Annotated in this window: 18 protein-coding genes and 1 pseudogene; 12 read left to right on the top strand and 7 right to left on the bottom strand. The window is 70.4% G+C overall.

All coding sequences use genetic code 11. The features are described from left to right. The first annotated feature begins 80 nt into the window (after positions 1-80). Positions 81-1,603: pseudogene (locus ABTU82_RS14845) on the top strand (ATP-dependent DNA ligase). A gap of 495 nt (positions 1,604-2,098) precedes the next feature. Here the strand turns inward: ABTU82_RS14845 and ABTU82_RS14840 are convergent. Next, the gene (locus ABTU82_RS14840; protein ID WP_116647494.1) at positions 2,099-2,962 is read right to left on the bottom strand and encodes an NYN domain-containing protein; all 864 of its coding nucleotides are present in this window, start codon (positions 2,960-2,962) and stop codon (positions 2,099-2,101) included. 18 nt (positions 2,963-2,980) lie between these two features. Next, on the bottom strand, positions 2,981-3,964 hold the full coding sequence (locus ABTU82_RS14835; protein ID WP_407173970.1) for a Gfo/Idh/MocA family protein: 984 nt from the start codon (positions 3,962-3,964) through the stop codon (positions 2,981-2,983). 33 nt (positions 3,965-3,997) lie between these two features. Between ABTU82_RS14835 and ABTU82_RS14830 the strand changes: the two genes are divergently transcribed. Next, positions 3,998-5,326, top strand: a complete 1,329-nt coding sequence (locus tag ABTU82_RS14830) for a M20/M25/M40 family metallo-hydrolase (RefSeq protein WP_407173969.1) — start codon at positions 3,998-4,000, stop codon at positions 5,324-5,326. Here the strand turns inward: ABTU82_RS14830 and ABTU82_RS14825 are convergent. Beyond that, positions 5,310-5,864 carry a hypothetical protein gene (locus ABTU82_RS14825; RefSeq protein ID WP_407173968.1) on the bottom strand — a complete coding sequence of 185 codons (555 nt, stop codon included), beginning with the start codon at positions 5,862-5,864 and terminating at the stop codon, positions 5,310-5,312. The two genes, ABTU82_RS14830 and ABTU82_RS14825, sit on opposite strands and share 17 nt — an antisense overlap. Before the next feature lie 140 nt (positions 5,865-6,004). On the opposite strand from ABTU82_RS14825, the gene ABTU82_RS14820 reads away from it, so the two are divergent. The 5 genes from ABTU82_RS14820 (at position 6,005) to mmsB (ending at position 11,932) form a co-directional block, all read left to right on the top strand. Then, entirely contained in the window at positions 6,005-7,012 is a 1,008-nt protein-coding gene (locus ABTU82_RS14820; RefSeq protein WP_116647490.1) for a LacI family DNA-binding transcriptional regulator, read from the top strand. Positions 7,013-7,130: 118 nt separating this feature from the next. Beyond that, positions 7,131-7,931 (top strand): L-ribulose-5-phosphate 4-epimerase, encoded by an 801-nt coding sequence (locus ABTU82_RS14815; RefSeq protein WP_407173967.1) that lies wholly within the window; start codon positions 7,131-7,133, stop codon positions 7,929-7,931. 44 nt (positions 7,932-7,975) lie between these two features. Further along, entirely contained in the window at positions 7,976-9,097 is a 1,122-nt protein-coding gene (gene chvE, locus ABTU82_RS14810) for a multiple monosaccharide ABC transporter substrate-binding protein (RefSeq protein ID WP_116647488.1), read from the top strand. 67 nt (positions 9,098-9,164) lie between these two features. Next, positions 9,165-10,691 (top strand): multiple monosaccharide ABC transporter ATP-binding protein, encoded by a 1,527-nt coding sequence (mmsA, locus tag ABTU82_RS14805; protein WP_116647487.1) that lies wholly within the window; start codon positions 9,165-9,167, stop codon positions 10,689-10,691. Positions 10,692-10,711: 20 nt separating this feature from the next. Then, positions 10,712-11,932: a multiple monosaccharide ABC transporter permease gene (mmsB, locus tag ABTU82_RS14800; RefSeq protein ID WP_116647486.1), complete on the top strand. Its 1,221-nt coding sequence runs from the start codon at positions 10,712-10,714 to the stop codon at positions 11,930-11,932. Between the two features lie 141 nt (positions 11,933-12,073). On the opposite strand, the gene ABTU82_RS14795 is transcribed toward mmsB, so the two are convergent. Both ABTU82_RS14795 and hrpA read right to left on the bottom strand, forming a co-directional pair. Further along, entirely contained in the window at positions 12,074-13,132 is a 1,059-nt protein-coding gene (locus ABTU82_RS14795; RefSeq protein WP_407173966.1) for a glycoside hydrolase family 76 protein, read from the bottom strand. A 114-nt stretch (positions 13,133-13,246) separates the two neighbouring features. Next, positions 13,247-17,272, bottom strand: coding sequence for an ATP-dependent RNA helicase HrpA (gene hrpA / locus ABTU82_RS14790; RefSeq protein ID WP_407173965.1), 4,026 nt, complete (start codon positions 17,270-17,272; stop codon positions 13,247-13,249). Between the two features lie 157 nt (positions 17,273-17,429). On the opposite strand from hrpA, the gene ABTU82_RS14785 reads away from it, so the two are divergent. Continuing rightward, complete coding sequence (locus tag ABTU82_RS14785) at positions 17,430-18,266, top strand: aldo/keto reductase (protein WP_407173964.1); 837 nt, start codon at positions 17,430-17,432, stop codon at positions 18,264-18,266. Between the two features lie 9 nt (positions 18,267-18,275). Next, positions 18,276-20,126 carry a thioredoxin domain-containing protein gene (locus ABTU82_RS14780; RefSeq protein ID WP_407174016.1) on the top strand — a complete coding sequence of 617 codons (1,851 nt, stop codon included), beginning with the start codon at positions 18,276-18,278 and terminating at the stop codon, positions 20,124-20,126. A gap of 265 nt (positions 20,127-20,391) precedes the next feature. On the opposite strand, the gene ABTU82_RS14775 is transcribed toward ABTU82_RS14780, so the two are convergent. Together ABTU82_RS14775 and ABTU82_RS14770 are read right to left on the bottom strand one after the other, a co-directional pair. Further along, positions 20,392-21,156 carry an AAA family ATPase gene (locus ABTU82_RS14775; protein WP_407173963.1) on the bottom strand — a complete coding sequence of 255 codons (765 nt, stop codon included), beginning with the start codon at positions 21,154-21,156 and terminating at the stop codon, positions 20,392-20,394. A gap of 2 nt (positions 21,157-21,158) precedes the next feature. Then, complete coding sequence (locus ABTU82_RS14770) at positions 21,159-22,721, bottom strand: dolichyl-phosphate-mannose--protein mannosyltransferase (RefSeq protein WP_407173962.1); 1,563 nt, start codon at positions 22,719-22,721, stop codon at positions 21,159-21,161. A gap of 84 nt (positions 22,722-22,805) precedes the next feature. Here ABTU82_RS14770 and rsmI point away from each other — a divergent pair, with 84 nt between their 5' ends. From rsmI to ABTU82_RS14755, 3 genes are all read left to right on the top strand, one after another. Then, on the top strand, positions 22,806-23,624 hold the full coding sequence (gene rsmI, locus ABTU82_RS14765) for a 16S rRNA (cytidine(1402)-2'-O)-methyltransferase (protein WP_407173961.1): 819 nt from the start codon (positions 22,806-22,808) through the stop codon (positions 23,622-23,624). 145 nt (positions 23,625-23,769) lie between these two features. After that, a complete protein-coding gene (gene metG / locus ABTU82_RS14760) occupies positions 23,770-25,347 on the top strand; it encodes a methionine--tRNA ligase (RefSeq protein WP_407173960.1) in 1,578 nt (525 codons plus the stop codon). After that, the gene (locus tag ABTU82_RS14755) at positions 25,344-26,303 is read left to right on the top strand and encodes a TatD family hydrolase (protein ID WP_407173959.1); all 960 of its coding nucleotides are present in this window, start codon (positions 25,344-25,346) and stop codon (positions 26,301-26,303) included. Before metG ends, ABTU82_RS14755 begins: the two co-directional genes overlap by 4 nt. The last annotated feature ends 116 nt before the right edge of the window (positions 26,304-26,419 follow it).

Raw genomic sequence — 26,419 nt, 5'->3', positions numbered from 1 at the left:
GTCGGCGAGCACGTCCTCCGCGCGACGGGTCGTTGAGCGCGCCCGACACCGGTGTCGGGGGTCGGTGCGATGATTCGAGGATGCTGCTCGCCGACCTCGTCACGACGCTCGACGCGGTCACCGCAACGCGCTCGCGTCTCGCGAAGACCCAGGCTCTCGCCGACCTCCTCACCGCCGCGCGCCCCGATGAGGTCGAGCCGTTGGTCGGGCTCGCGACCGCGTCGCTCCGGCAGGGTCGGCTCGGTGTGGGCTGGCGATCGCTGGGAGCACTGGAGGTGTCGCACGCCGCAGACCCCACGCTGACGATCGGCGATGTCGACGAGACGTTCACCGCGCTCGCCGCCGTGGGTGGGGCGGGGTCGGCGGCCGAGCGCGCCGCGATGCTGCGCGGGCTCGCCGAGCGCGCGACCGCGGCCGAGTGGGAGTACCTCACGCACGCCATGCTGGGCGAGCTGCGCACCGGGGCTCTCGAGGGCGTGCTGCTCGACGCGATCGCACGCGCCGCCGAACGCGACCTCACCGTCGTCCGGCGGGCGGCGATGCTCTCGGGCGACACCGGCATGACCGCGCGCATCGCGCTCACCGAGCCCGCGATGGCACTCTCCGACATCGGACTCGTCGTGGGTACACCCGTGATGCCGATGCTGGCGGCGACCGCCACCACCGTCGGCGAGGCGCTCGCGGAGTTCGGTACGGCCTCGGTCGAATACAAGCTCGACGGCGCGCGCATCCAGGTGCATCGCCGGGGCGACGAGGTGCATGTCTACACGCGTTCCCTCGCCGAGGTGACCCACCGAGTTCCCGAGATCGTCGAGGTCGTGCGCGCGCTCCCGGCAGAAGACGTCATCCTCGACGGCGAGACGCTCGCGCTCGACGAGAGCGGTGCGCCGCGGCCTTTCCAAGACACGATGGCGCGCTTCGGAGCCGACGTGGCGCGCGAGGTCGTGCTCCGACCGCGCTTCTTCGACATCCTCCGCCTCGACGGTCGCGACCTGCTCGACGAGCCCCAGGCCGTCCGCGCGGCCGAGCTCGCCCGCGTCGTCGGCGAGCTGCGCGTGCCGGCTCTCGTCACCGACGACACCGGCGCGGCCGACGACTTCGCGCGCGGCGCGCTCGACGCCGGGCACGAGGGCGTCATGGTGAAGGCGATCGACGCGCCGTACATGGCCGGGCGCCGCGGCAAGACGTGGCTGAAGGTGAAGCCCGTCCACACGTTCGACCTGGTCGTGCTCGGCGTCGAGCGCGGTTCCGGACGCCGTTCGGGGTGGCTGTCGAACCTCCACCTCGGCGCGTACGACCCCGACGGCGAGTTCGGAGAGCCCGGCGGATTCGTCATGGTCGGAAAAACCTTCAAGGGCCTGACCGACGAACTCCTCCGCTGCAGACCGAGTACTTCCCGACGATCGCCACCGCCGAGACGGCGTACGCCCTGACGCTGGCCCCCTCGACCGTCGTCGAGATCGCGATCGACGGCGTGCAGCGCTCGACCCGGTATCCGGGGGGCGTGGCCCTGCGCTTCGCGCGGGTGAAGGCCTACCGCCCCGACAAGCGAGCGCCCGAGGCCGACACCGTCCAGACGCTGCGAGGGATGCTGCGCGACTGATTCTGAGCGCGGTCCGCGCTCTCTGTACGTCGGACGCCGACGCCGATGCCCACCCTGGAGGGCATGTCGGGGCGCTCTTTTCGGGTCGGGGCGCGGGTTTTCGTGCCCCAGTGCGAATAGTGCGCCCCAAACCCGGGGGTGACGCCGCGGGCACGGGCCGCGGGTGGGGTCGGGTGGCTCGGGTTGTGGGGGGCGTGCGCCGTGTGACGGATGCTGCGCGGCACGACGCCTGGCTTCGGGGCGCACTTTTCGGGTCGGGGCGCGGGTTTTCGTGCCCCAATGCGAATACTGCGCCCCAAACCCCGGGGCACGCGCCGCGTCCGGGGTCGGGTGGCTCGGGTTGCGGGGGGCGTGCGCCGTGTGACGGATGCTGCGCGGCACGGCGCCTGGCTTTGGGGCGCTCTTTTCGGGTCGGGGCGCGGGTTTCCGCGCCCCAGTGCGAATAGTGCGCCCCAAACCCGGGGGTGACGCCGCGGGCACGGGCCGCGGGTGGGGTCAGGCGGGGCGGGCGACCGCCCGCACCAGGACGACGTTCGATGCCTCGTCGACCTCGACGACCTCGGGGTGGGCCTTGACGAAGTCGGAGAAGCTGCGGAAGCCGAGGCCCTTCTCGCTGAACGAGGGGTCGAGGCGCTTCATGAGGTCTTTGAGCGCCGAGGCGTGCAGCCACTCCTCGTCGGCCCGTTCGTTCTCGAGCTGCAGCGCTCGCTCCAGGAGGTTCACCGACGGGTCGGTCGACCGTTTGCGTGCGCGGCTGCGGGCGGGCGCAGCATCCTTCTTCGAGGGTGTCTCCCGGACGACTCCGGGGAGGGAGTCGTAGGCGTCGAAGCGGTCGCACGCCGAGGCGAGCGCCTTGGCCGTCGAGCCGGCGACACCCACGCCCACGACGTATCGCCCCAGGCGCTTGCAGCGCTGTGCCAGCGGTACGTAGTCGGAATCGCCCGCGACGATGACCACGTGCGTGAGATCCGGCAGGCGGAACATGTCTTCGACGGTATCGACCGCGAGACGTATGTCGGCGCCGTTCTTCGCGTAGGCGGCGGCCGGGAACAACTGCACGAGATCGATCGATCGAGCGACGAGCTGAGCGCGATACTCCGCGTTCACCGGCGATGACCAGTCGGCATATGCCCTCGTGAGCACGAGCGTGCCGAAAGATGCCGCGTAGTCGATGATCGCCCCGACGTCGATCGTGGCGGCAGCCAACCGCTCGGCGACCTCGGGGGTGACCGGGCTCTCGGCGATCCGCTGGCGGTCGCGGGAATACGCGTTCCGGCCGTGCACACGGTCGTACCACGACATCACGATGTTGTCGAAGTCCAGATAGACGGCGACGCGGGCGGTCTGCGTTTCGGGCATTGCTCCAGTCTGCTCCCGTCAGCCCTCGTCGGGGTACCGCAGTCCGATCTGCGCGCGCACCGCGTCGAGCGTGCCCATGATCGCCACCGTCTCGTCGATGGGGAGCACGTCGCCGGCGAGGTTGCCCTCGGCGACGAGCTTCTCGGCGTGCAGCGCCTGGTACTGCATGCCGCGACCCTCGATCTCGGAGCGGAACTCTTCGACGACCTCGCCGTCGGGGCGGGTGACGCGGAACGAGGTCGGGGTGTACCAGACCCGATCGATGTCGATGCGTGCCTCGGTGCCGACGATGTGGGCGGTGTTCGGGCCGGCGCCCCGCGACGACGACACCGTCGTGGAGAGCGCGCCGTCACCGTGCCGGAAGATCGTGGCGATCTCGGCATCGGTGCCGGCGTCCGAGATCCGCGCCTGCGCGCTGACCTCGGTCGGTTCACCCAGGATGTCCCAGGCGAAAGACACCGGATAGATCCCGAGGTCGAGCAGGGCGCCTCCGCCGAGTTCGATCGCATTCAGACGGTGCGTGGGGTCGTCGCTGATCTTCTGCGTGTGATCGGCGAAGAGGGTGCGCACCTCGCCGAGCACGCCGGATGCGACGAGCTCGCGGATGCGGATCATGTGGGGCAGATAGCGGGTCCACATCGCCTCCATCGCGAGCAGCCCGCGCTCCGCCGCGCGATCGCGAACGGCGGCGGCCTGCGTCGCGTTGAGGGTGAAAGGCTTCTCCACCAGCACGTGCTTGCCGTGGTCGAGGGCGAGGAGGGCGTTGTCGGCGTGGAACGGATGCGGCGTCGCGATGTACACGATGTCGACCTCGGGGTCGGCGACCAGGTCTTCATACGACCCGTACGCGCGGGGTATGCCGAACTCTGCCGCGAACTCCTTCGCCGCCTCGATCCGGCGCGACCCGACGGCCGTGACCGTGCGTCCCGCCGTCTTCAGGTCGCTCGTGAATGCGTGCGCGATCCCGCCCGTGGCGAGGATGCCCCATCGAAGTCCGTCCATGACTCCGAGACTAACCGGGCGTAGTCTCGACGAGTGTCGTCCCCGGTCGAGAGATTCCGCGAACTGCTGCGCATCCCCACGGTCTCCCACGTCGACCCGGCACGTGTCGACGTCGGCGCGTTCGACGCCTTCCACGAAGGTCTCGAAAGCCTGTATCCCCGGCTGCACGCGGCACTCGAGCGCGAGGTCGTGAGCGGTCACGCGCTCCTCTACCGGTGGCGCGGGGCCAGCGACGCAGAACCTCTCGTGCTCATGGCGCACATGGACGTGGTGCCCGTCGTCGCGGAGGAGTGGCAGCATCCGCCGTTCGCGGCCGAGATCACCGGAACCGGGGCCGACGCGATGATCCACGCGCGCGGCGCCATCGACGACAAGGGCGCGCTCGTCGCAATCGTCGAGGCCGTGGAAGGCCTGCTCGCCGACGGCGTGACACCAGCGCACGACGTGTACCTCGCGTTCGGTCATGACGAGGAGATCGGCGGCACGGGTGCGCAGGCGATCGTCGATGTGCTGCACGCGCGAGGCGTACGCCCGTCACTCGTGATCGACGAAGGGGGCGCGGTCGTCCGGGGGGCGGTACCGGGCGTCTCGGCGCCGACGGCCATGATCGGCGTGGCCGAGCGGGGAATCCTCTCGCTCGCACTCACGGTTCCCGAACGCGGCGGGCACGCCTCGACACCCCCGGCCATGCCCGCGACGGCGAGGCTCGCACGCGCCATCGACCGCCTGCGGCGTCGCCCGTTCCCTCGACGCCTTGCTTCGCCCGTCCGCGCGATGCTGGCGACCGCGGCACCGCACGCCTCGGGGGCGCTCCGACCCGTGCTGCGCCGGCTCGACGGGTTCGGGCCGCTGCTGGCCCGCGTGCTGTCGCGTCTCGGCCCCGAGCTCAACGCCATGGTGCGCACCACCGCGGTCGTCACCGAGCTGTCGGGCTCCGACGGGCAGAACGTGCTCGCCACGCACGCCCGGGCCACGGTCGACATCCGCCTCCTGACCGGCGACACGGTCGATTCCGCGGTCGCGCACGTCCGTCGCGCCGTCGCCGACCCGTCGGTCGAGATCGAGGTGCTGCGGGGAAACGATCCGTCTGCCGTGTCGCCCTGGCGCGGCGACGCCTGGCGGCGCGTCGCCCGAGCGGTGCACGCGACGCTCGGCGACGACGTCGTGCCGCTTCCCTACCTGCAACTGGGTGCGAGCGACAGTCGGTGGTTCACCCGCATCAGCGACGCCGTCTATCGGTTCGCGCCGTTCACCCTGAGCGCCGACGAGCGCGCGGCGCTCCACTCGCACGACGAGCGGATCGGCGTCGACACCTGGCTGCGGGGGATCGAGTTCTACCGGGCGGTCATCCTCGACCGGTGAGCGGGCGGGGCGGGTCGTCGGAGACCCCCAGGAGGAACGCGGCGATGCCGGTGGCGGTGCCTTCGAGCACCGGGCCGCGCCCGAACGACCAGTCGGCATCGGTCGCCCTCACCGTGCGGCCCTTGACCACCGCGCGGCGGTCGAACGGGGCGGATCCGGCGAGCCACAGCGAGACGATGCCGGCCGCGGTGGCGTCGAGGCCGGGGTCGGTGTCGGCGCTGCGCGCCAGCAGCAGCAGCGCTCGCGCGCCGGAGGCCAGGGCACGCGGGTGACGGCGTCGACCGGTGCGGATGGTCTCGCCCAGCCGCGTGAGCCCGGCGGGGGTCGGCTCGACCGCCAGGGCGGCGAACTCGTCCCGCAGGTCGGCGTCGTCGAGGAAGGCCGGAAGCAGCGGTGCGCGGTCGGCCGCGTCGGCGGTGATGATCGCGGACGCCCGGTCGACGATGTCGGCGAGGGTGCCGCGTCGGTCGTTCGATACGCCGGTCTCGGCGCCGTGGGGGCGGCCGCTCAGCGGCAGAAAACGCGCGAAGTCCGACATCGCGCCAGTGTATTGGCGCGGCAGGAATGTGACAGAATCCGTTGCGAGTCGAGCGATGTGACTGTCACATGCTCGCAGCCGGCCCGAAGCGCCTCCGACGAGGATGTCGCGTGTGACCGTGCACATGCAGGAGGCGGTAGATGAGCGACGACGCGGGAGGGCGACGGCCCAGCATCCGTGATGTCGCGCGCCTCGCCGAGGTGTCGCATCAGACCGTCTCGCGCGTGCTGAACGATCATCCGAGCATCCGTCCCGAGACGCGTGCGCGGGTGGTCGAGGTCATGGCCCAACTGCAATACCGGCCCAATCGCGCCGCGCGAGCGCTGGTGACATCGCGTTCGCAGACGATCGGGATCCTGGCCGCCGGCTCGACGACCTACGGTGCCGCGTCGAGCATCGCGGCGATCGAGACCGCCGCCCGCACCCGCGGTTACTGGGTGAGCACCGCGAACATCGACGTGAAGGACCCCGAGTCGATACCCGCCGGCATCGCCCATCTGATGGCGCAGTCCGTCGACGGACTCGTCGTGATCGCACCCCAGGTGCGCGTGCTGCGGGCGCTCGCCGCCGAGCAGCTCGACGTTCCCTATGTGACCCTGCAGTCCACCGAATTGGACGCCGACCACACCCTTTCGGTCGACCAGGTCGCCGGTGCACGACTGGCGACGAGGCACCTCATCGAACTCGGGCACCGCAGCATCTACCACCTGGCCGGACCCCAGGATTGGATCGAGGCGGAGGCGAGGATGCGGGGATTCCTCGCAGAGATGTCGGCGAGCGACATCCCCACGACCGCGCCGATCCTCGGTGACTGGACCGCGGAGTTCGGCTACTACGCCGGGCGGGAGTTGCTGGGAGTCCGCGATTTCACGGCGATCTTCTCGTCGAACGACCAGATGGCGCTCGGTTTGCTCCACGCCATCCGGGACGAGGGTCTCGAGGTGCCCAGGGACGTGAGCATCGTCGGGTTCGATGACATCCCCGAGGCGGCGCACTTCTGGCCGCCGCTCACGACCGTCCGTCAGGACTTCGCCGAACTCGGTCGACGATGTGTCGATGTGCTGCTCGGTTCCACCGACGCGCAGGCCTCTTCGCTCGTCCCCGAGCTGGTCGTCCGGCACTCCAGCGGCCCGGTTTCACGCCTCTGAACCTCGCGTTACCAAGCTGAGACGTGCCGCGCTTGACACCGGCGCCGCAGACCTGGCTATAGTTGCGCAATGTGAACGGTCACATGACCGCATCACACGGGTTGACGAAGGAGTCGTGATGGGCGCTGGCGATGCCGCCGAGCTGCACGACCCGTACGTGGCAGGCGTGAAGACCGAGGTCGCCGTGGCACGCGTGCGGGCCGATGTCGCGGCTCTCCACGCCGAGCTGGTGCGGTACGGACTCGTCGTCTGGACGGGCGGCAACGTGTCGGGTCGCGTCCCCGGAGCAGACCTGTTCGTCATCAAGCCGTCCGGTGTCTCGTACGACGACCTCGCCCCCGAGAACATGATCGTCTGCGACCTCGACGGCCGGGTCGTCGAGGGCACCCCGGGAAGCACCCGTGCGCCCTCGAGCGACACGGCGGCGCACGCGTACGTGTACCGCAACCTGCCCGAGGTCGGCGGCATCGTCCACACGCACTCGACCTACGCCGTGGCCTGGGCGGCACGCGGCGAAGAGATCCCGTGCACGATCGTGGCCGCTGCCGAGGAGTTCGGCGGCCCGGTGCCGGTGGGTCCGTTCGCGATCGTCGGCGACGACACGATCGGTCGCGGCATCGTCGACACCCTCCGGGGCTCGCGCTCCCGCGCCGTGCTGATGCGCAACCACGGTCCGTTCACGATCGGCGAGACCCCCCGCGACGCCGTGCGGTCAGCCGTGGTGCTCGAGGACGTCGCACGCACGGTGCACATCGCCCGCGAGGGCGGCGCGGTGGAGCCCCTCCCCGCCGAGGCGATCGATCGCCTCCACGAGCGCAGCCGGTCGCTCGACCACCAGACCACCGTCGAGCGCCGGGTCACCCCGCCGCGTCGCGGTCGCCGTTCGGAGAAGACCTCCGGTCGGACAGCAGATAAATGAACACCGAAACACCAAGACGAAGAAGTCCTAAGAAAGGAATCACTGTGAAAGGCAAGAAGATTCTCGTCGCGGCGGTCGCCGCGGGAGCGCTCCTGCTTTCGGCCTGCTCCGGCGGCTCGACCGGCGGCACCGGCGGTGGCGAGGGCGGCGGCGGCCTCATCGGCGTCGCGATGCCCACCAAGAGCTCCGAGCGCTGGATCCAGGACGGCAACGCCGTGAAGGCTGCCCTCGAGGAGCAGGGCTACTCCGTCGACCTCCAGTACGCCGAGGACGACATCCCCACCCAGGTCTCGCAGATCGAGAACATGATCACCAAGGGTGCAGAAGCGCTCATCGTGGCCTCGATCGACGGCACGACGCTGACCGAGGTGCTGCAGAACGCTGCGGACTCCGACATCCCCGTCATCGCCTACGACCGCCTCATCCGCGACTCGGAGAACGTCAACTACTACGCGTCGTTCGACAACTTCCTCGTCGGTCAGCAGCAGGCGTGGTCGGTTCTCAACGGACTCGGTCTGACCGAGCTCGACGGCACGGCGATCTCCGGCGCGCCGGCAGGTCCGTTCAACATCGAGCTGTTCGCCGGTTCGCCCGACGACAACAACGCGACCTTCTTCTTCGACGGCGCCATGGACGTGCTCCAGCCGCTGATCGACGACGGAACGCTCGTGGTCAAGTCGGGTCAGACCGATTTCCAGCAGGTCGCGACGCTCCGCTGGGACGGCGAGACCGCTCAGAGCCGCATGGAGGACATCCTCACGGCGACCTACTCCGACGGCACGCAGGTCGACGCCATCCTGTCGCCCTACGACGGCATCTCGCGCGGCATCATCTCGGCACTCACCGACGCCGGCTACTCCGTCGGCGCCGAGTGGCCGATCATCTCCGGCCAGGACGCCGAGCTCGACTCGGTCAAGGCCATCAACCGCGGTGAGCAGTACGCGACGATCTTCAAGGACACGCGTCAGCTCGCTCAGGTCGCCGTCGACATGGCGGTCGCCCTGCTCAACGACGAGGAGCCCGAGGTCAACAACACCACGGACTACGACAACGGCGTGAAGGTCGTGCCGTCGTACCTCCTCGACCCGGTGATCGTGGTCAAGGACAACATCACCGAGGTTCTCGTCGACAGCGATTACTGGACCGCGGACGAAGTCGCCGGCTAACACCCGAAGAAACGACGGGCCGGGTGGCGAGAGCCGCCCGGCCCTGTCTGGGGAGAGGAGAGACAGCATGGCCGACAACATTCTGGAGATGCGCGGGATCACCAAGACGTTCCCGGGAGTGAAAGCGCTCTCGAACGTGACGCTGGGTGTCGCCCGTGGCGAGGTCCACGCGATCTGCGGCGAGAACGGCGCGGGGAAGTCGACCCTGATGAAGGTGCTCTCGGGTGTCTACCCGCACGGCACCTACGAGGGCGCGATCGTGTTCGAGGGCGAGGAGGTGGCGTTCAAGAACCTCCGCGACAGCGAGGCGAAGGGCATCGTCATCATCCACCAGGAGCTGGCGCTGAGCCCGTACCTGTCGATCGCCGAGAACATCTTCCTCAACAACGAGCGCGCGTCCGGCGGACTCATCGACTGGAACAAGACGAACTTCGAAGCCGCCGCGCTGCTCAAGCGCGTGGGGCTTCGCGACAACCCGACGACGAAGATCAACCAGATCGGGGTCGGCAAGCAGCAGCTGGTCGAGATCGCCAAGGCGCTGTCGAAAGAGGTCAAGCTCCTCATCCTCGACGAGCCGACAGCGGCATTGAACGACGAGGACTCCGCCCACCTGCTCGACCTCATCCTCCAGCTCAAGACGGAGGGCGTGACGTCGATCATCATCAGTCACAAGCTGAACGAGATCAAGCGCGTCGCCGACGCCGTCACGGTCATCCGCGACGGCAAGACGATCGAGACGATCTCCCAGGGCGACGTCACCGAGGACCGCATCATCAAGGACATGGTCGGTCGCGATCTGGAGCACCGCTACCCCGACCACGAGCCGCAGATCGGCGAAGAGCTGCTCCGCGTCGAGGACTGGACGGCCCACCACCCCCAGGACCCCACGCGCGTCATGGTCGACAACGTGTCGATCAATGTGCGCGCCGGTGAGATCGTCGGCATCGCCGGCCTCATGGGAGCCGGACGCACCGAGTTCGCGATGAGCCTGTTCGGCCGCAGCTACGGCACGCGCATCAGCGGCAAGGTGTTCATGCGCGGCAAGGAGATCAAGACCCGCACGGTCGCCGAGGCGATCGACAACGGCCTGGCCTACGCCACGGAGGACCGCAAGACCTTCGGGCTCAACCTGATCGAAGACATCAAGCGCAACGTGTCGATGGCCTCGCTCAAGAAGCTCGAGAAGGCCGGTCTCGTCAACGACAACGAGGAGTTCAAGGTCGCGAACGAGTACCGCCGCGACCTGAACATCAAGGCACCGAACGTGCTGGTCAAGACCGGGAAGCTCTCCGGCGGCAACCAGCAGAAGGTGGTGCTGTCGAAGTGGATCTACTCCGACCCCGAGGTGCTCATCCTGGATGAGCCCACCCGCGGCATCGACGTCGGTGCGAAGTACGAGATCTACACGATCATCAACCGGCTCGCAGCATCCGGCAAGGGGATCATCGTGATCTCCTCCGAGCTGCCGGAGCTGCTCGGCATCTCCGACCGCGTCTACGCGCTGTCGGAGGGGCGGATCACGGGCGAGCTGCCGATCGCCGAGGCGACACCCGAATCCGTCCTCAAGCTCATGACCATCGAGAATCCGCGCTGACGCGGCCACAGGAGCACGACATGACCAACAACACCGAAGCCGTCGGGGCGCAGATCAATCCGCCGGACAACAAGTTCACGCGCTGGTTCACGCATATCCTCACCGACCTGGGCCGCAACGGCATCTTCATCGCCCTCATCGCGGTCGTGGTGCTGTTCACGATCCTGACGAACGGCATCCTCCTGCGTCCGCAGAACATCTCCAACCTGGTGGTGCAGAACGGGTACATCCTGGTGCTCGCCATCGGCATGGTGATGGTCATCATCGCCGGCCACATCGACCTCTCGGTCGGTTCGGTCGCCGCCTTCGTCGGAGCCATCTCGGGCGTCTTCGCGGTGAAGATGGGGATGCCCTGGTGGCTGGCTGTCATCCTGTCCCTCGCGATCGGCGCCCTGGTGGGCGCGTGGCAGGGGTTCTGGATCGCCTTCGTCGGCATCCCCGCCTTCATCGTGACCCTGGCGGGCATGCTCATCTTCCGAGGCCTGGCCCTCGTCGTGCTCGGCAACGCGAACATCGGTTCGTTCCCCGATGAGTACCGTGCCCTAGGCAATGGGTTCCTCGCGGGCGTCTTCGGTGAGAGCGAACCAGACATCTTCACCCTCGCGGTCGGCGCGGTCGTCGTGATCGCCCTCGTCGTGCAGCAGGTGCGCACCCGCGCGGGACGTCGCAAGTACGGTCAGGACGTCGAGCCCATCGTGTGGTTCATCATCAAGCTCGTGCTGATCTCGGCGGCGATCGGCTTCTTCGTCTACTCGCTCGCCGGCTACAAGGGCGTGCCCGTCACGCTGATCATCCTCGCGATTCTCGTGATGGTCTACGGCATCGTGATGAACCGCACGGTGTTCGGTCGTCACATCTACGCGATCGGCGGCAACCGTCACGCGGCCGAGCTGTCGGGCATCAAGACCCGCCGGGTCGACTTCTGGCTCTTCGTGAACATGGGCTTCCTCGCAGCTCTCGCGGGACTCATCTTCACCGCTCGTCTGAACCTCGCCGGTCCGAAGGCGGGTGACGGCTTCGAGCTCGAGGCGATCTCGGCGGCCTTCATCGGTGGAGCGGCGGTGCAGGGCGGCGTCGGAACCATCGGCGGCGCGATCATCGGTGGTCTCATCATCGGTGTGCTCAACAACGGTATGTCGATCATGGGTATCGGCATCGAGTGGCAGCAGGCCGTGAAGGGCCTCGTGCTCCTCCTCGCCGTCGCGTTCGACGTCTACAACAAGCGCCGCTCGGGCAACTGACCCTCGCGCGCACCGAACGCCCCGCCCCGCTCCGGGCGGGGCGTTCGTGCGTCCGCGCAGCATCCTGACCGCGAGACCCGTTCTTCGCGCCGAGACCGCGACACTCTGACCGGGTCTCGTCGGTCGGGTCGGGTCTCGCGGTCAGTCGAGCGAGACCGCGGCTTCGAGCGTGAGCCACGCGCCGAGCTGCACCGACAGGTCGCGCTCGGGAGCGTCGGGTGACGCGTCGGCGGGGACCGTCGCGTCGGCCGAGAAGATCGGCAACCCGTCGATCGTGGCGCGACCCGCCCAGAGGGCGTCGGCGTTCGCGATCACGAGGGAGCGGGCGGATGCGGCGGCCCGCTCGAGCGTCGCAGCATCCGGGCCCCCGGCGTCCGCCCGCGTCTGCAGGACGGATGCTGCGTCGGCCACGTAGCGGCACGCGATGCCCGCGAACAGTCCGCGGTCGCCGCCTCCCGCGCCGGGGAGGAGGAGCGACGGCCCGGTCCACGCGGCGATCGCGCCCACGAGGGCGGCCGCGCGGGAGGCGAAGCGCGCGTCGTCGTGGGCGAGCGCGGCCGCCGCGCCCAGCGCGACACCCTGGCAGTAGGTGTAGAGCTCGGTCGCCCGGCGGGTCTCGACGCCGCGTTCGATGACGACCCCGTCGATGATCAGACCGCTCGAGGGGTCGCGGAGGGTCTCGTCCATCCAGTCGCTCAGCCGCGCGGCGGCGTCGCGGCGACCGGTGCGGGCGAAGAGGATCGCCGCGGGTCCGTTGGCGGGTGCGTTGAAGAAGGGGTTGCCGACCTCCCACGGCACGGCGCCGACCGCGACGTCGATCGCCCCCTCGAGCTGCGCGGCGATGCGCTCGGTCGCGCGGCGGTGGCCGTCGTCGCGTTCGAGGGCGAGTCCCATCCAGGCCAGGTCGTCGTAGAACGTGCGCGACAGGGTGCCCCCGTTGCGCAGCCGGATGCCGCGGACGAGCCGCCGTGCGCGTCGTCGCCGGGCACGAGTGGGGCGGTGCGCGGCGGCGTCGAGCGCCGCGTCGAGCAGGTGGGCGCTCCACCAGTAATGCCAGCGAGCCGGACCGCCGCGGCGGCGGAGCGGAATCGGCGGCCACGCCGAGCGCCCCCACGCGATGCCGGGGACCCCGCCGAGGTACCGGGCGAGGATCGCGCGCTCGGCGAAGGCGGCGCGCGCGTTGCGTTCGGTGGCGTCCATTCCCTCATCCTCCCGTGCGGCGCGTTCCCGACGCAGGAAGTGGCGCGGCGGTAGGAACCTCCGGGCCGAACCGGCCTACGCCGACGCCATCTCCTACGCCCGGAACCGCAGCGTTCAGGCCTTGAGCGCCTTAGCGATGCGTTGCGGCGAGACGGGCTCTGCGGTGCCCAGTCGCTGAGCGAACAGACTCACCCGCAACTCCTCGAGCAGCCATCGCGCGTGTGCGACCCCCGGGGCGGCATCGAGGGGGAGCGGGATGCTGCCGCCGGCCTCCTGGAACGGGGCGGCGGCGCGTTCGAATTCGGTCATCCGGCTGCGGTCCCGGCCGGCGTTGTCGGCGAGGGCGTTCACGCGCTCGAGGGCGCCGGCGAGATACCGCGGCACGTGCGCGAGGCGGGTCAGACCGATGCGCGAGACGAAACCGGGGAACACCAGGCCCGACAGCTGCGCGCGCACGTCGCCGAGTGCGCCGAGGAGGGTGAGGGAGTTCTGCCCCTTCATCGCCCGATCGACCTCACGGGCGGCGGCGAGCACGCGCGCGGCGAGGGAGACGGCGGCGAAGGTGTCGTCGACGACGGCGGCAGAGAACGCGTCGCGCAGGCTCTCGAACTCCTGGCGGGTGCGCACGACGCGGCCGGGGGCGAGCCGGTCGAGCAGCTGGTCGACGACGGCGACCCGGGCGTCCTCGATGAGGGCCTTGGCGTTCTGGTAGGGCGAGGCGGCGAGCGTCAGCTTCTCGTTGGCGGTGAGGTGGTCGAGCACGTACGTGGCCGGCGACGCGACGGCCAGCAGCAGCATCCGTCGCACCCCGCTCCTGGTGAGCGCTGCCGCGGAGTCGGCGGTCGCCTCCAGTCGCAGCGATACCGAGGCGCCGTCGTCGACGATCGCGGGGTAGCCGCGCACGATGCCGCCCGCCACCCTCGTGTCGACCATCTCCGGCAGGTCGTCGAAGGTCCATGCGGTGAGCCCGGAGCGCTCGGGGAAGCCTGCCGCGCGGCCGTCGAGGCTCGCCGCGGCGATCTTCGCCGCGCCGCCCCTGGCGCCCTTCGGCGCCTCGCGCCCGGCGATCGTGTCGGCGACGCTCGTGCGGGCGCGGTCGGCGAGCCGGCCCTGGAGCGCCGCGAGATCGCGGTCGGTGCCGACCGTGCGGCCGCGGGCGTCGACGGCGCGGAACGACACGCGAAGGTGCGATGAGACGCGCTCGAGCTCGAAGTCGGCGGCGGTCACGGGTTGGTTCGCGACGCGCTGCACGAGAGCGGCGAGGGCGTCGACGAGCGAGACGGCGGGGAGTCCGTCGTGGTCTTCCGGGCCGCGCCCGGCGAGGTCGGCGGCGAACCGCTCGGCCCAGTCGGCCGCGGGAACCACGTTGCGGCGGATCGTCTTCGGCAGTGCCCGTAGGAGCGACGTGACGAGTTCGTCGCGGAGCCCCGGTACCTGCCAGTCGAAGCCCACCGGTCGCAGCGACGCCAGGAGGGCGAGCGGCACGACGACCGTCACCCCGTCGTCGTCGGCGCCCGGTTCGAAGCGGTAGGCCAGGCCGAGCACCTGGTCGCCCTGGCGCCAGCGCGACGGGAAGCCCTTGTCGTCGCCGCGCCCGCCCTCGCCGGTGAGGTCGGCTTCGGTGACGTCGAGCAGCCGCGGGGTGCGTGACGACGTCTCGGTCCACCACGCCTCGAACGAGCGCACGTCGAAGACGTCGGCCGGAAGCCGCGCGTCGTAGAAGGCGAAGATCGCCTCGTCGCCCACGAGGATGTCGCGACGCCGCTCGCGCTCCTCGATCTTCTCCAGCAGCCGCCGCTGCTCGGTGTTGCGTCGGAGGAACGCGGTCAGCCGCTTGTCGAGCATCGACGCATCCCACTCGCCCTCGACGAGGGCGTGCCGCACGAACATCTCGCGGGCGAGCGGCCGGTCGAAGCGTGCGAGCTGCACCCGACGCTTCGGCACGATCTCGACCCCGAACAGCGTCACCTTCTCGTAGGCGGATGCTGCGCCCGCGGCCTTGGACCAGTGGGGCTCGCTCAGCGACCGCTTGGCGAGGTCTCCCGCCAGCGACTCGGCCCACGCCGGGTCGATGGACGCCACGGTGCGGGCGTACAGGCGGGAGGTCTCGACGAGCTCGGCCGCCATGACCGCGGCGGGCTTGGCCTTGCGCAGCCCCGAGCCCGGGAAGATCGCGAACCGGGCGCCGCGCGCCCCGAGGTACTCCGCCCGCGGAGCTCCCGCGCCGCGGGCGGGCTTGCGGTCCTGCGGCGGTTTGCCGGTGCGTACGTCGAGGAGGCCGATGTGCGAGAGAAGGCCGGAGAGGATCGCGCGGTGGATCGCATCGCCCGCCTCGTGCCCGCCCACCGCGGCGCCGTCGGACGGAGGCGAGACGCGCGCCGGCGCGGGCGCAGCATCCTTCTTGCGCCTCCGGGGTCGATCGCCCGAGGGTCCGAGCAGCGACCGCAGCTGCCGATGCACGTCGGCCCACTCGCGCACCCGCACGTAGTTGAGATGCTCGGCGCGGCAGAGGCGGCGGAAGGCGCTCGATCCGAGCTCGGTCTGCTGCTCCTGCAGGTGGTTCCAGAGGTTGAGCAGCGAGAGGAAGTCGCTGGTGGGGTCGGTGAATCGCGCGTGCAGGCGGTCGGCCTCCTCGCGCCGCTCCTCGGGGCGTTCGCGTACGTCCTGGATCGACAGGCCGGCGACGATGGCCAGCACCTCCGACTCCACCCCGTCGCGGCGGGCCTCGATGAGCATCCGGGCGAAACGCGGGTCGATGGGGAGCCGTGCGAGCTCACGACCGATGTCGGTGAGGCGAGGCTGCTCGTCGCGCGAGCGGGGGGCGCGCATCGCGCCGAGTTCGAGCAGCAGGTCGAACGCCGCCTTCACGCCCCGCGAGTCGGGCGGGGTGAGAAAGGGGAACGCCGAGATGTCGCCGAAGCCGAGCGAGAGCATCTGCAGGATGACGGAGGCGAGAGAGGTGCGCAGGATCTCGGGTTCGGTGAACTCGGGACGACGGTCGAAGTCGTCCTCCGAGTACAGGCGGATCGCGATGCCGTCGGACGTACGGCCCGCGCGGCCCGATCGCTGCTGGGCGGATGCTTGCGACACCGCCTCGATCGGAAGCCGTTGCACCTTCGAACGCGCGCTGTAGCGCGAGATGCGGGCCGTGCCCGTGTCGACGACGTACCGGATGCCGGGGACGGTGAGGCTCGTCTCGGCCACGTTCGTGGAGAGGATGACGCGTCTGCGGACGCCGGCGACCTTCGATCGCTCGAACACGCGGTGCTGCTCGGCCGCCGACAGCCGCCCGTAGAGGGGGAGTACCTCGGTGGGCGAGGCATCGGACGAGTACGCGCCGCGGACGGCGTCGGCCGCATCCCGGATCTCCGCCTCTCCCGGGAGGAACACCAGCACGTCGCCGGGGGCTTCGCGGTCGAGTTCACGCAGCGCCGCGACGATGCCGCCGATCTCGTCGGGGTCGTCGTCGGGCGCCGTCTTCTTCGCCGCCGGAGCGACCGCGCTCTCGTCGGTGTCTGTCGAAGGGTCCGGTACCAAAGGTCGGTACCGTACCTCGACCGGGTAGGTGCGCCCCGAGACCTCGATGATCGGAGCGGGGGTGCCCGCCGCATCCGCGAAGTGCTGCGCGAAGCTCTCGGGATCGATCGTCGCCGAGGTGACGACCACCTTCAGATCTGGGCGCTCGGGCAGGATGCGGCGCAGGTACCCCAGCAGGAAGTCGACGTTCAGCGAGCGCTCGTGGGCCTCGTCGATGATGATCGTGTCGTAGCGGCGCAGCAGCCGGTCGCGGTGGATCTCGTTGAGGAGGATGCCGTCGGTCAGCAGCGCGATGCGCGTGTCTTCGGTGACCTTGTCGGTGAAGCGCACCTTGTAGCCGACGGTCGTGCCCAGCGGCACCTGGAGCTCTTCGGCGATGCGCTCGGCGATGGTGCGGGCGGCGATGCGGCGGGGCTGGGTGTGGGCGATGCGCGTGCGACCGAGCTCGAGGCAGATCTTCGGCAGCTGCGTGGTCTTGCCCGATCCGGTGGCGCCGGCGACGATCACGACCTGCGAGGCGGCGATGGCGCGCGCGATCTCGTCCCGCGCGGCGCTGACGGGCAGCTCGGGCGGGTACGTGATCACGGGTTCTGGCGCAGACACAGCCCTCCATCGTAGATCCCCGCGCCCGCGCGCGGGCTTTCTGCCGGAACGCGGGCTGTGCGGGGCGCGAAGCCCTCGCCCCGGCCGACTGCCCGCATCTCGGACGAGACGGCGTCAAGCCCACCCCCGTGTCGGTGCGGCTCCCTAGGCTGGGGTCATGACGATTCCTCTTGTCTCACTGAACGACGGCCACCAGATCCCCCAGCTCGGCTACGGCGTATTCAAGGTGCCCGCCGAAGACGCCGAGCGCGCCGTCACCGAAGCCCTCGAGGTCGGCTATCGGCACATCGACACCGCCGCGATCTACGGCAACGAGGAGGGCGTGGGCGCGGCGATCGCGAAGAGCGGCATCGCGCGCGACGAGCTCTTCGTCACGACCAAGCTCTGGAACGACCGGCAGAGCGGCGACCAGCCGTTCGAGGCGGTCACCGAGAGCCTCGACAAGCTCGGTCTCGGGTTCGCCGACCTCTACCTCATCCACTGGCCCACCCCGCAGAAAGACACGTTCCTGAACGCGTGGGAGCACCTCATCCAGATCCGCGACAACGGGCAGGCCCGTTCGATCGGCGTCTCGAACTTCCTCGTGCCGCACCTCGAGCGCATCGTCGAGGCGACCGGCGTCACCCCGGCGGTCAACCAGATCGAGCTGCACCCCGCCTACCAGCAGCGCGAGATCACCGCGTGGGCAGACGAGCACGACGTGCGCATCGAGTCGTGGGGTCCGCTCGGACAGGGCAAGTACGACCTGTTCGGCCTGCCCGCCGTCGCCGACGCCGCGGCCGCCCACGACAAGACCCCGGCGCAGGTCGTGCTGCGCTGGCACCTGCAGAAGGGGTTCATCGTCTTCCCGAAGTCGGTGCGCCGCGAGCGCCTCGAAGAGAACATCGACGTGTTCGACTTCGAACTCAGCGGCCCCGAGCTCGTCGCGATCGACGCGCTCGACCCCCGCGATGGCTCGGGCCGCGTCAGCGCGCACCCCGACGAGGTCAACTAGAACGGACGCATCGCCCTGAACAGCCGCCTGGCCGAGTCCTCGAGCCCCTACCTGCGCGCCCACGCCGACAATCCCGTCGCGTGGTTCGCGTGGGGGCCCGAGGCCTTCGCCGAGGCGGCACGGCGGGGCGTTCCGGTGATGGTGTCGATCGGGTACGCCACCTGTCACTGGTGCCACGTCATGGCGCGGGAGTCGTTCCAGGATCACGCGACCGCCGCCGTGATCAACGAGGGCTTCGTCGCGGTGAAGGTCGACCGCGAAGAGCATCCCGACGTCGACGCCGCCTACCTCGACGCCGCATCCGCCTTCACGCCCCACCTCGGCTGGCCGCTGACGGTCTTCACGACCCCCGAGGGCCGGGTCTTCTACGCGGGCACCTACTGGCCCGGCGAGCCGCGACCTCCCCTGCCGGCGTTCCGGGAGGTGCTCGGTGCGGTGCGCGAGGCGTGGACCGAGCGCCGCGACGAGGTCGAGCGCACCGGAGCGGCCCTGCGCGACGCCCTCGCGGCGGCGGCGTCCGCGGCGTCTGACGCGGCGGGGCTGCCCACCCTCGACGACCTCGCGGATGCTGCGCGTCGCCTCGTCGACAGAGAAGACCGCGCCTACGGGGGGTTCGCCGCCGGTTCCGGCATGGAGAATCCGAAGTTCCCGACCGTTCCGGCGCTGCGGTTCTTGCAGGCGTCGGCGCTACCGGTGCCCGAGGCCCCCGAGGTCGCGCGACGCGCACTCGAGGCGATGGCGGCGTCCGACCTGCACGATCCGGTCGACGGAGGATTCTTCCGCTACGCGACGCGTCGGGACTGGAGCATCCCGCACTACGAGCGGATGCTGACCGATAACGCCGGCCTGATCGAGGTGGCCCTCGACGCGGGTGCGCCCGAGATCGCGGCCGATGTGGCGCGGTTCGTCATCGACGTGCTGCAGCAGCCCACGGGCGGGTTCGCCGCCGCGCAAGACTCCGAGTCGATCATCGACGGGCGACGCGACGAGGGAGGCTACTACGCCCGCGACGCCGATGGTCGGGTCGGCCTCGAGCCGCCCGCGCTCGACGGCAAGGTCGTCACGGCGTGGAACGGCCTCGCGATCGGCGCGCTCGCCCGTTCCGGCGTCGCGCTCGGAGACTCCGGCGCACGGTTGGTGGAGGCTGCCCGGTGGGCGGCCGAGGCGGTGCTCGAAACGAATATCGGCGACGACGGGATGCTGCGCCGTGCGTCGCTCGACGAGATCGTCTCGCGTGCGCCCGCCACCCTCGAGGACTACGGATCGCTCGCTCGCGGGCTGGCCCTCCTCGCCGCGGCGACCGGAGAGGTGCGCTACGCCGGAGCTGCCCGCGACCTCGTCGATGCCTGCCTGAGCGACGGCGGCGTCGTCGTTCCCGGCGGGGGCGACCCGGTGCTGGTCGCCCAGGGGATGGCGGTCGGCGGCTCCGACACCGACGGGGCATCTCCGTCGCCCGCGGCCGCCTTCGCCGGGGGCGCTCTCGCGCTCTGGCACCTCGGCGCCGGGGAGCGCTACCGCGACGCCGCCGCGTCGCTCGTCGCCCGCGTCGCGCCCACGGCCCTGGAACAGCCGCTCGGGCACGGAGCGATGCTCGACGTCGCCGTCGCGCTGGCGGCACCGCCCCGGCAGCTCGTCGTGGTCGGCGCCCCGGGGAGTGCTCTCGGCGAGGCGGCACGCAGCATCCGTGCCGACGTCGTCGCCGTCGTCACGTCTGAGCAGGCCGACGCGTTCGCCGCCGACGGCTTCTCGCTCTTCGAGGCCAAGACGGCCCAGGGCGGCCTTCCGACCGCCTACGACTGCCGGGGCTTCGTGTGCCGTCTGCCCGTGACCGACCCGGCGCAGCTGAGCACCTCCGCTTAGCGGCAAAATGTGGCGCATTCCTGCGTGCGACCCCACAGATTCGTGCGGTCATTCGCCGAGACGTGGCGCATTCGGCGCGGCGCGCGCGCGCGGCGGGCGCAGCTGGGCCGCTCCGCTTAGCGGCGGAATGTGGCGCATTCCTGCGTGCGACCCCACAGGTTCTTACGGGCATTCGCCGGAAAGTGGCGCATTCGGCGCAGCGCGGCTGGCGCGGCCGGTACGGCCGGCGCGCAGCGCGCGAGGCGCAGCGGCGTGAGCGCGGGCGTCAGTCGAGCAGGTGCCGCAGGAACCGGCCGGGCGCGTCGAGGAACGAGCGGTGCGAGCGTACGACCTCGAGCTCGTCCCACTCCGTGCGGTGGATGCCGTCGTCGCCGAGCTCGAGGATCGTGGCGCCCGGCAGCGCCGCGAGAACGGGGGAGTGCGTCGCACAGATGACCTGCGTGCCCCGGGAGCGCATGCGGTCGAGCGCGGCCAACCAGCGCAGGGTGGAGGAGAACGACAGGGCGGCCTCGGGCTCGTCGAGGCACGCGAGCCCGGTGACGAACTGCGGGTGGTCGAGCTTGTCGTCCAGAAGCGCGTTGAACGACTCGCCGTGACTGAGCCGGTGCAGGCTGGGCTCTGCGCCGCCGAGGTCGTCGAGGTACGAGTAGTAGCCGTGCATCGTCTCCGCGCGCAGGAAGAATCCCCACCGGGACGCACGCGGGCTGCGCTCGATCCGCAACCACTGCCCGAGCGGCGACTCGGTCGACCGGGTCTGCGCGCCGCCGTTGACCGTGCCGCCCTCCGGCGGAAGCCCCGCGGCCTCGGCGATGCCCTCCAGAAGCGTCGACTTGCCCGAGCCGTTCTCACCCACCAGGAACGTCACGCCGGCGTCGAACTCCCAGCCGTCCGTGCGCGCGACGCGGAGGAAGTCGGCGATCGCCGGGATGGTGGCCGGCCATGCCGATTCGTCGACCGCGGCGTTCTGGAACACCTTGACCCGCTGGATGGGCCGTTCATCGGTGAGCCAGGCCTCGGTCCGGTCGTCCACGGTCAGATCCAGGTGGGCAGCCAGTTGTGGAGGCGCCAGAACTCGTACGGCACCGTCATCCCCGTCCACACCGGGTACCAGAACGCCGAGACGAGCGTGACGATGACGAGGAAGACGATCACCGAGTTCTGGCCCGCGGCGCGGCGGGCCGGCGCAGCATCCGCTCTTCCGGCGATCTCTCGGAGCGCGAAGGTCAACGCGAGCACGAGGAACGGCATGATCGCGACCGTGTAGAACTGGAAGATCGTGCGCTCGGGGTAGAGAAGCCACGGCACGTACGTCGCCGCGACGCCGATCAGCACGGCGGCGTAGCGCCACTCGAGCGTCATCGCGAAGCGGGCCGCGAGGAAGACCACCGCGGCGACCGCGGCCCACCAGATGAGGGGGTTCGGGATGCTGGAGACGGCCTCGACTCCCGCGTCATCCTGGTTCCAGTACATCGAGGTCGGACGGATCAGCAGCGGCCACTGCCACGCGGGGCTCTGATAGCTGTGCGGCGTGGTGAGCCCCACGTGGAATCCGTAGATGTCCTGGTGGTACTTCCAGAGGTTCTGGAGACCGAGCGGCACCCACGACCAGACGCCCTGCGCGGGCGCGTTGTCGACCGAGTGCCGGTCCCATCCGTCGTCGGTGGCGAGCCAGCTCGTCCACGACACGACGTAGACCACCGCGGCGACGGGGACGAGCAGGAGGAAGGAGACCGGCCCCTGGCGGAACGCGGCATCCGCGGGCCAGATGCCGACACCCGCGCGCCGTCGGGCGAGGGCATCGGTGACGACGACCCAGATACCGAACGCCGCGAGCGCGTACAGGCCCGACCACTTCACGGCCGTGGCGGCCCCGAGAGCGGCTCCCGCGGCCAGCAGCCACGGACGGTTCCAGAACACCGGGCCCCAGGCGGGGTCGTGCCCGGCGCTCTCGCGCGCCGCGGCGAACGCGGCGAGGCGATCGATGTGGCGGTGCCGGTCGAGCAGCACGAACCAGAAACCGAGGAGTAGGAAGAACGTGAGGATGCCGTCGAGCAGCGCGACGCGGCTGAGCACGATCGACAGGCCGTCGATGGCGAGGAGACCCGACGTGATACCGGCGAAGACGACGGAGCGCGTCAGGGTCTTCGCGACGAGGTAGACCAGCAGCACCGTCGCGGTGCCGAAGACGGCGACGGCGAACCGCCACCCGGTCGACGAGTCAGGACCGAACAGCGCCATGCCGAGGCCGATGAAGAAGCGTCCGAGCGGGGGGTGCACGACGAAACTGCCCGCCGTCTCGAACGCGTTCGTGTCGCCCCCGAGGAAGAGCGCATCGGCGCCCTCGGGCGGCCACTTCGCGGGGAAGCCGAGCACCCACTGGCTCCACGAGTCCTTGACGTAGTAGGTCTCGTCGAAGACGATCGCGCGGGGGTGCCCCAGGTTCCAGAACCGCAGCACCCCGCCGAAGAGGGTCACGAGCGCGGGGACGAGCCACGCGAAAAGCCGCTCGCGCTGCGGATCGGCCGCAATGCGCGCGCGCCACCGGTCGAGGGGAGCCGGGCGCTGCGCGGGGAGCAGCGGCTCGGCAGTCGTCACGGCACCAGCCTACTTCCGCGCGGTGCGCGCTCGGATGCTGCGCGGCCGGGCGAACCCGCTGAACCTCGCGCCTAGGGTGGGACGGTGATCATCCTCGCGGCGACGCCCATCGGCAATCTCGGCGACGCGTCGCGTCGGCTCGTGGAAGCGCTCGAGGCGGCGACCGTGATCGCCGCCGAAGACACCCGCACCACCATCCGTCTGCTCAGCGCGCTGGGCATCGAGAACCGCCCGAAGCTCGTCGCCCTCCACGACCACAACGAGAAGGAGCGCGCGGGCGACCTCGCCGAACGCGCCCGCACCGAAGACGTGCTGGTGCTCAGCGATGCCGGTATGCCGACGGTCAGCGACCCCGGCTACGGTCTCGTCGCCGCGGCGGCGGCCGCGGGCGTGCGGGTGACGGTCATCCCCGGTCCGAGCGCCGTGCTCACCGCGCTCGCCGTCTCGGGCCTCCCGACCGACCGCTTCGCCTTCGAGGGTTTCCCGCCGCGGAAGTCGGGCGAGCGCCGCGCCGCTTTCACGGCCCTGTCGAGCGAGGCCCGCACCCTCGTCTTCTTCGAAGCGCCGTCGCGTCTCGCGGCGACCCTGCACGACATGGCCGCGGGCTTCGGCGCCGACCGTCGGGCGGCGGTCTGCCGCGAGCTGACGAAGTTGCACGAGGAAGTCGTGCGCGGCCCGCTCTCCGACCTCGCCGAGTGGGCCGAGACCGGTGCGCGCGGCGAGATCGTCGTGGTCGTCGCCGGTGCCGAGCCGCGAGCCGTGGCCTTCCCCGACGCCGTCACCCAGGTGCTCGAGATGGTGCGCACGGGCACCCGCCTCAAAGAAGCCGCCGGTGAGGTGTCGACCCTCACCGGCCACTCCTCCCGCGAGCTCTACCAGGCCGCGCTCGCCGTCAAGCGCTGACGCCGTCGCGCACGCCGGCGTCGGAGGATCGCACCGGCGTCGGAGGATCTGCGCGCATTCGTCCGACGCCGGCGCGACCCTCCGACCCGGGGCGTCGTGCGTCACAGCGACCGGGGCGCCGCATCCGCCCCCGTAGAATCTCCGGGTGAGCAACGGCCGGTCTTTCTATGTCACGACGCCGATCTTCTATCCGAGCGACGTGCCCCACATCGGCCACGGGTACACCACCGTGGCCGTCGATGCGCTCGCGCGCTGGCACCGCCAGTCGGGCGACGACACCTGGATGCTGACCGGAACCGACGAGCACGGTCAGAAGATGATGCGTGCGGCCGCGGCGAACGGGTCGACACCGCAGGAGTGGGTCGACAAGCTCGTGGGCGAGTCGTGGTTCCCGCTGCTGAAGACCCTCGACGTCGCGAACGACGACTTCATCCGAACGAGCCAGCCGCGCCACGAGGAGCGCGTCGCTCAGTTCGTGCAGGCGCTCTACGACCGCGGCTACATCTACGCCGGGGAGTTCGAGGCGCTGTACTGCGTCGGCTGCGAGGAGTTCAAGACCGAGGCCGAGATCGTCGACGGCACCGGGGCGTTCGAGGGGCTCAAGGTCTGCGCGATCCACTCGAAGCCGCTCGAACTGCTGCAGGAGAAGAACTACTTCTTCAAGCTCAGCGAGTTCCAAGACCGCCTCCTCGACCTCTACCGCACGGTGCCCGACTTCGTGCGGCCCGAGTCGGCGCGCAACGAAGTCGTCTCGTTCGTGAAGAACGGTCTGAAAGACCTGTCGATCTCGCGCTCCACCTTCGACTGGGGCATCGGGGTGCCGTGGGACTCCTCCCACGTCATCTACGTGTGGGTCGACGCGCTGCTGAACTACGCCACCGCCGTCGGCTACGGCTCCGACCCCGAGCAGTTCGCCCGTCGCTGGCCGGCGTACCACGTGGTCGGCAAAGACATCCTGCGCTTCCACGCGGTTATCTGGCCCGCGATGCTCATGGCGGCCGGTGTCGAGGTGCCGCGCGGCGTCTTCGCGCACGGGTGGCTGCTCGTCGGCGGCGAGAAGATGTCGAAGTCGAAGCTCACCGGCATCGCGCCGACCGAGATCACCGACGTCTTCGGCTCCGACGCCTACCGGTTCTACTTCCTCTCGGCGATCGCGTTCGGACAGGACGGCTCGTTCTCGTGGGAGGACCTCTCGGCCCGCTATCAGGCGGAGCTCGCCAACGGCTTCGGCAACCTCGCCTCGCGCACGATCGCGATGATCGAGCGGTACTACGAGGGGATCGTGCCGGTCGCCGGCCCCTACACCGACGCCGACCTGGCGATCCAGAAGACGGTGGCGGATGCGGCGACCACCGCCGACGCCGCGATCGAGCGGTTCCGGATCGACGAGGCCATCGAGGCGATCTGGACGATCGTCACCGAGCTCAACGGCTACATCACGATCAACGAGCCGTGGGCGCTCGCCAAGGACGAGACGCAGCGCGAGCGGCTGGGAACGGTGCTGTACACCGCGGCCGAGGGGCTGCGGGCTCTCGCCGTGCTGCTCTCGCCGGTGATGCCCGAGTCGACCGAGAAGCTCTGGATCGCCCTGGGGGCCGCCGAGACGATCGGCCGCCTGCACGATCAGCCTCTTCGCGAGGCCGGTGCGTGGGGCGTGCTGCGCTCCGGTTCGGCGGTCAACGGGCTCGCGCCGCTGTTCCCGCGCGTCGAGCAGGAGAAATGACCCCGGCGCCCGCGCCCGGATCGGAGCCGGTCGAGCGGCCGCGCGGCACGCTCGATCAGGCCGATCCGAGCGCGTACGTGCGCGAGCGGTCGGTCGACGGGCGCCGTGACGTGAGCTACCCGCCCGCACCCGAACCGCTCACGGTCGGCGTCTACGACAATCACACGCACCTCGAGATCGCCGACGGCCCTTCGGCAGGCTCAGGGACCGAGGGGCTCTCGCTCGACGAGCAGCTCGCCCGTGCCGTCGAGGTCGGGGTGCTCGGGGTGGTGCAGGCCGGCGGCGACATCGACTCGTCGCGCTGGTCGGCGTGGGCCGCCGCATCCCACCCCCGCGTGCTCGCCGCCGTCGCCATTCACCCGAACGAGGCGCCGGCGTACGAGGAGGCGGGAGAGCTGGATGCGGCGATCTCGGCCATCGACGCCCTCGCGGCGGAGCCTCGGGTGCGGGCGATCGGCGAGACGGGGCTCGACTTCTTCCGCACGGAGGAGAGCGGGTTCGCCGCGCAGCACCGCTCGTTCGAGGCGCATATCGCGCTGGCGAAGAAGCACGGCATCGCGATGCAGATCCACGACCGCGACGCGCACGACGCCGTCCTCGACACGCTCGCGCGGGTCGGAGCGCCGGAGAAGACGGTGTTCCACTGCTTCTCGGGAGACGAGACCATGGCGCGGATCGCCGCTGACCGCGGCTACTACCTCTCGTTCGCGGGCAACGTGACGTTCAAGAACGCGCAGAATCTCCGTGATGCGCTGCGAGTGATCCCGCGCGAGCGCATCCTGGTCGAGACCGACGCGCCGTTCCTCACGCCCGTGCCCTACCGCGGACGCCCGAACGCGCCCTACCTCGTGCCCGTGACGATGCGCTTCATCGCCGACGAACTCGAGGCGGACCTCGACGAGCTCTGCGCGCAGGTCGCCGCGAACACCCTCGAGGTCTACGGCTCCTTCGACTGACGCGGCCAGGCGCGACTCCGCTCTCCGGACGCTTCGACAGGCTCAGCGACCGGGCTGTTCCCTGACCGACCGGTCCGGGCTGGTACCTGACCGACCGGTCCGGGCCGGTGCCTCGG

Source organism: Microbacterium deferens, from assembly GCF_045517775.1.
Lineage (GTDB): Bacteria > Actinomycetota > Actinomycetes > Actinomycetales > Microbacteriaceae > Microbacterium.
Note: the sequence above shows the minus strand (reverse complement) of the source record. Positions and strands in the feature narration are given on the sequence as shown.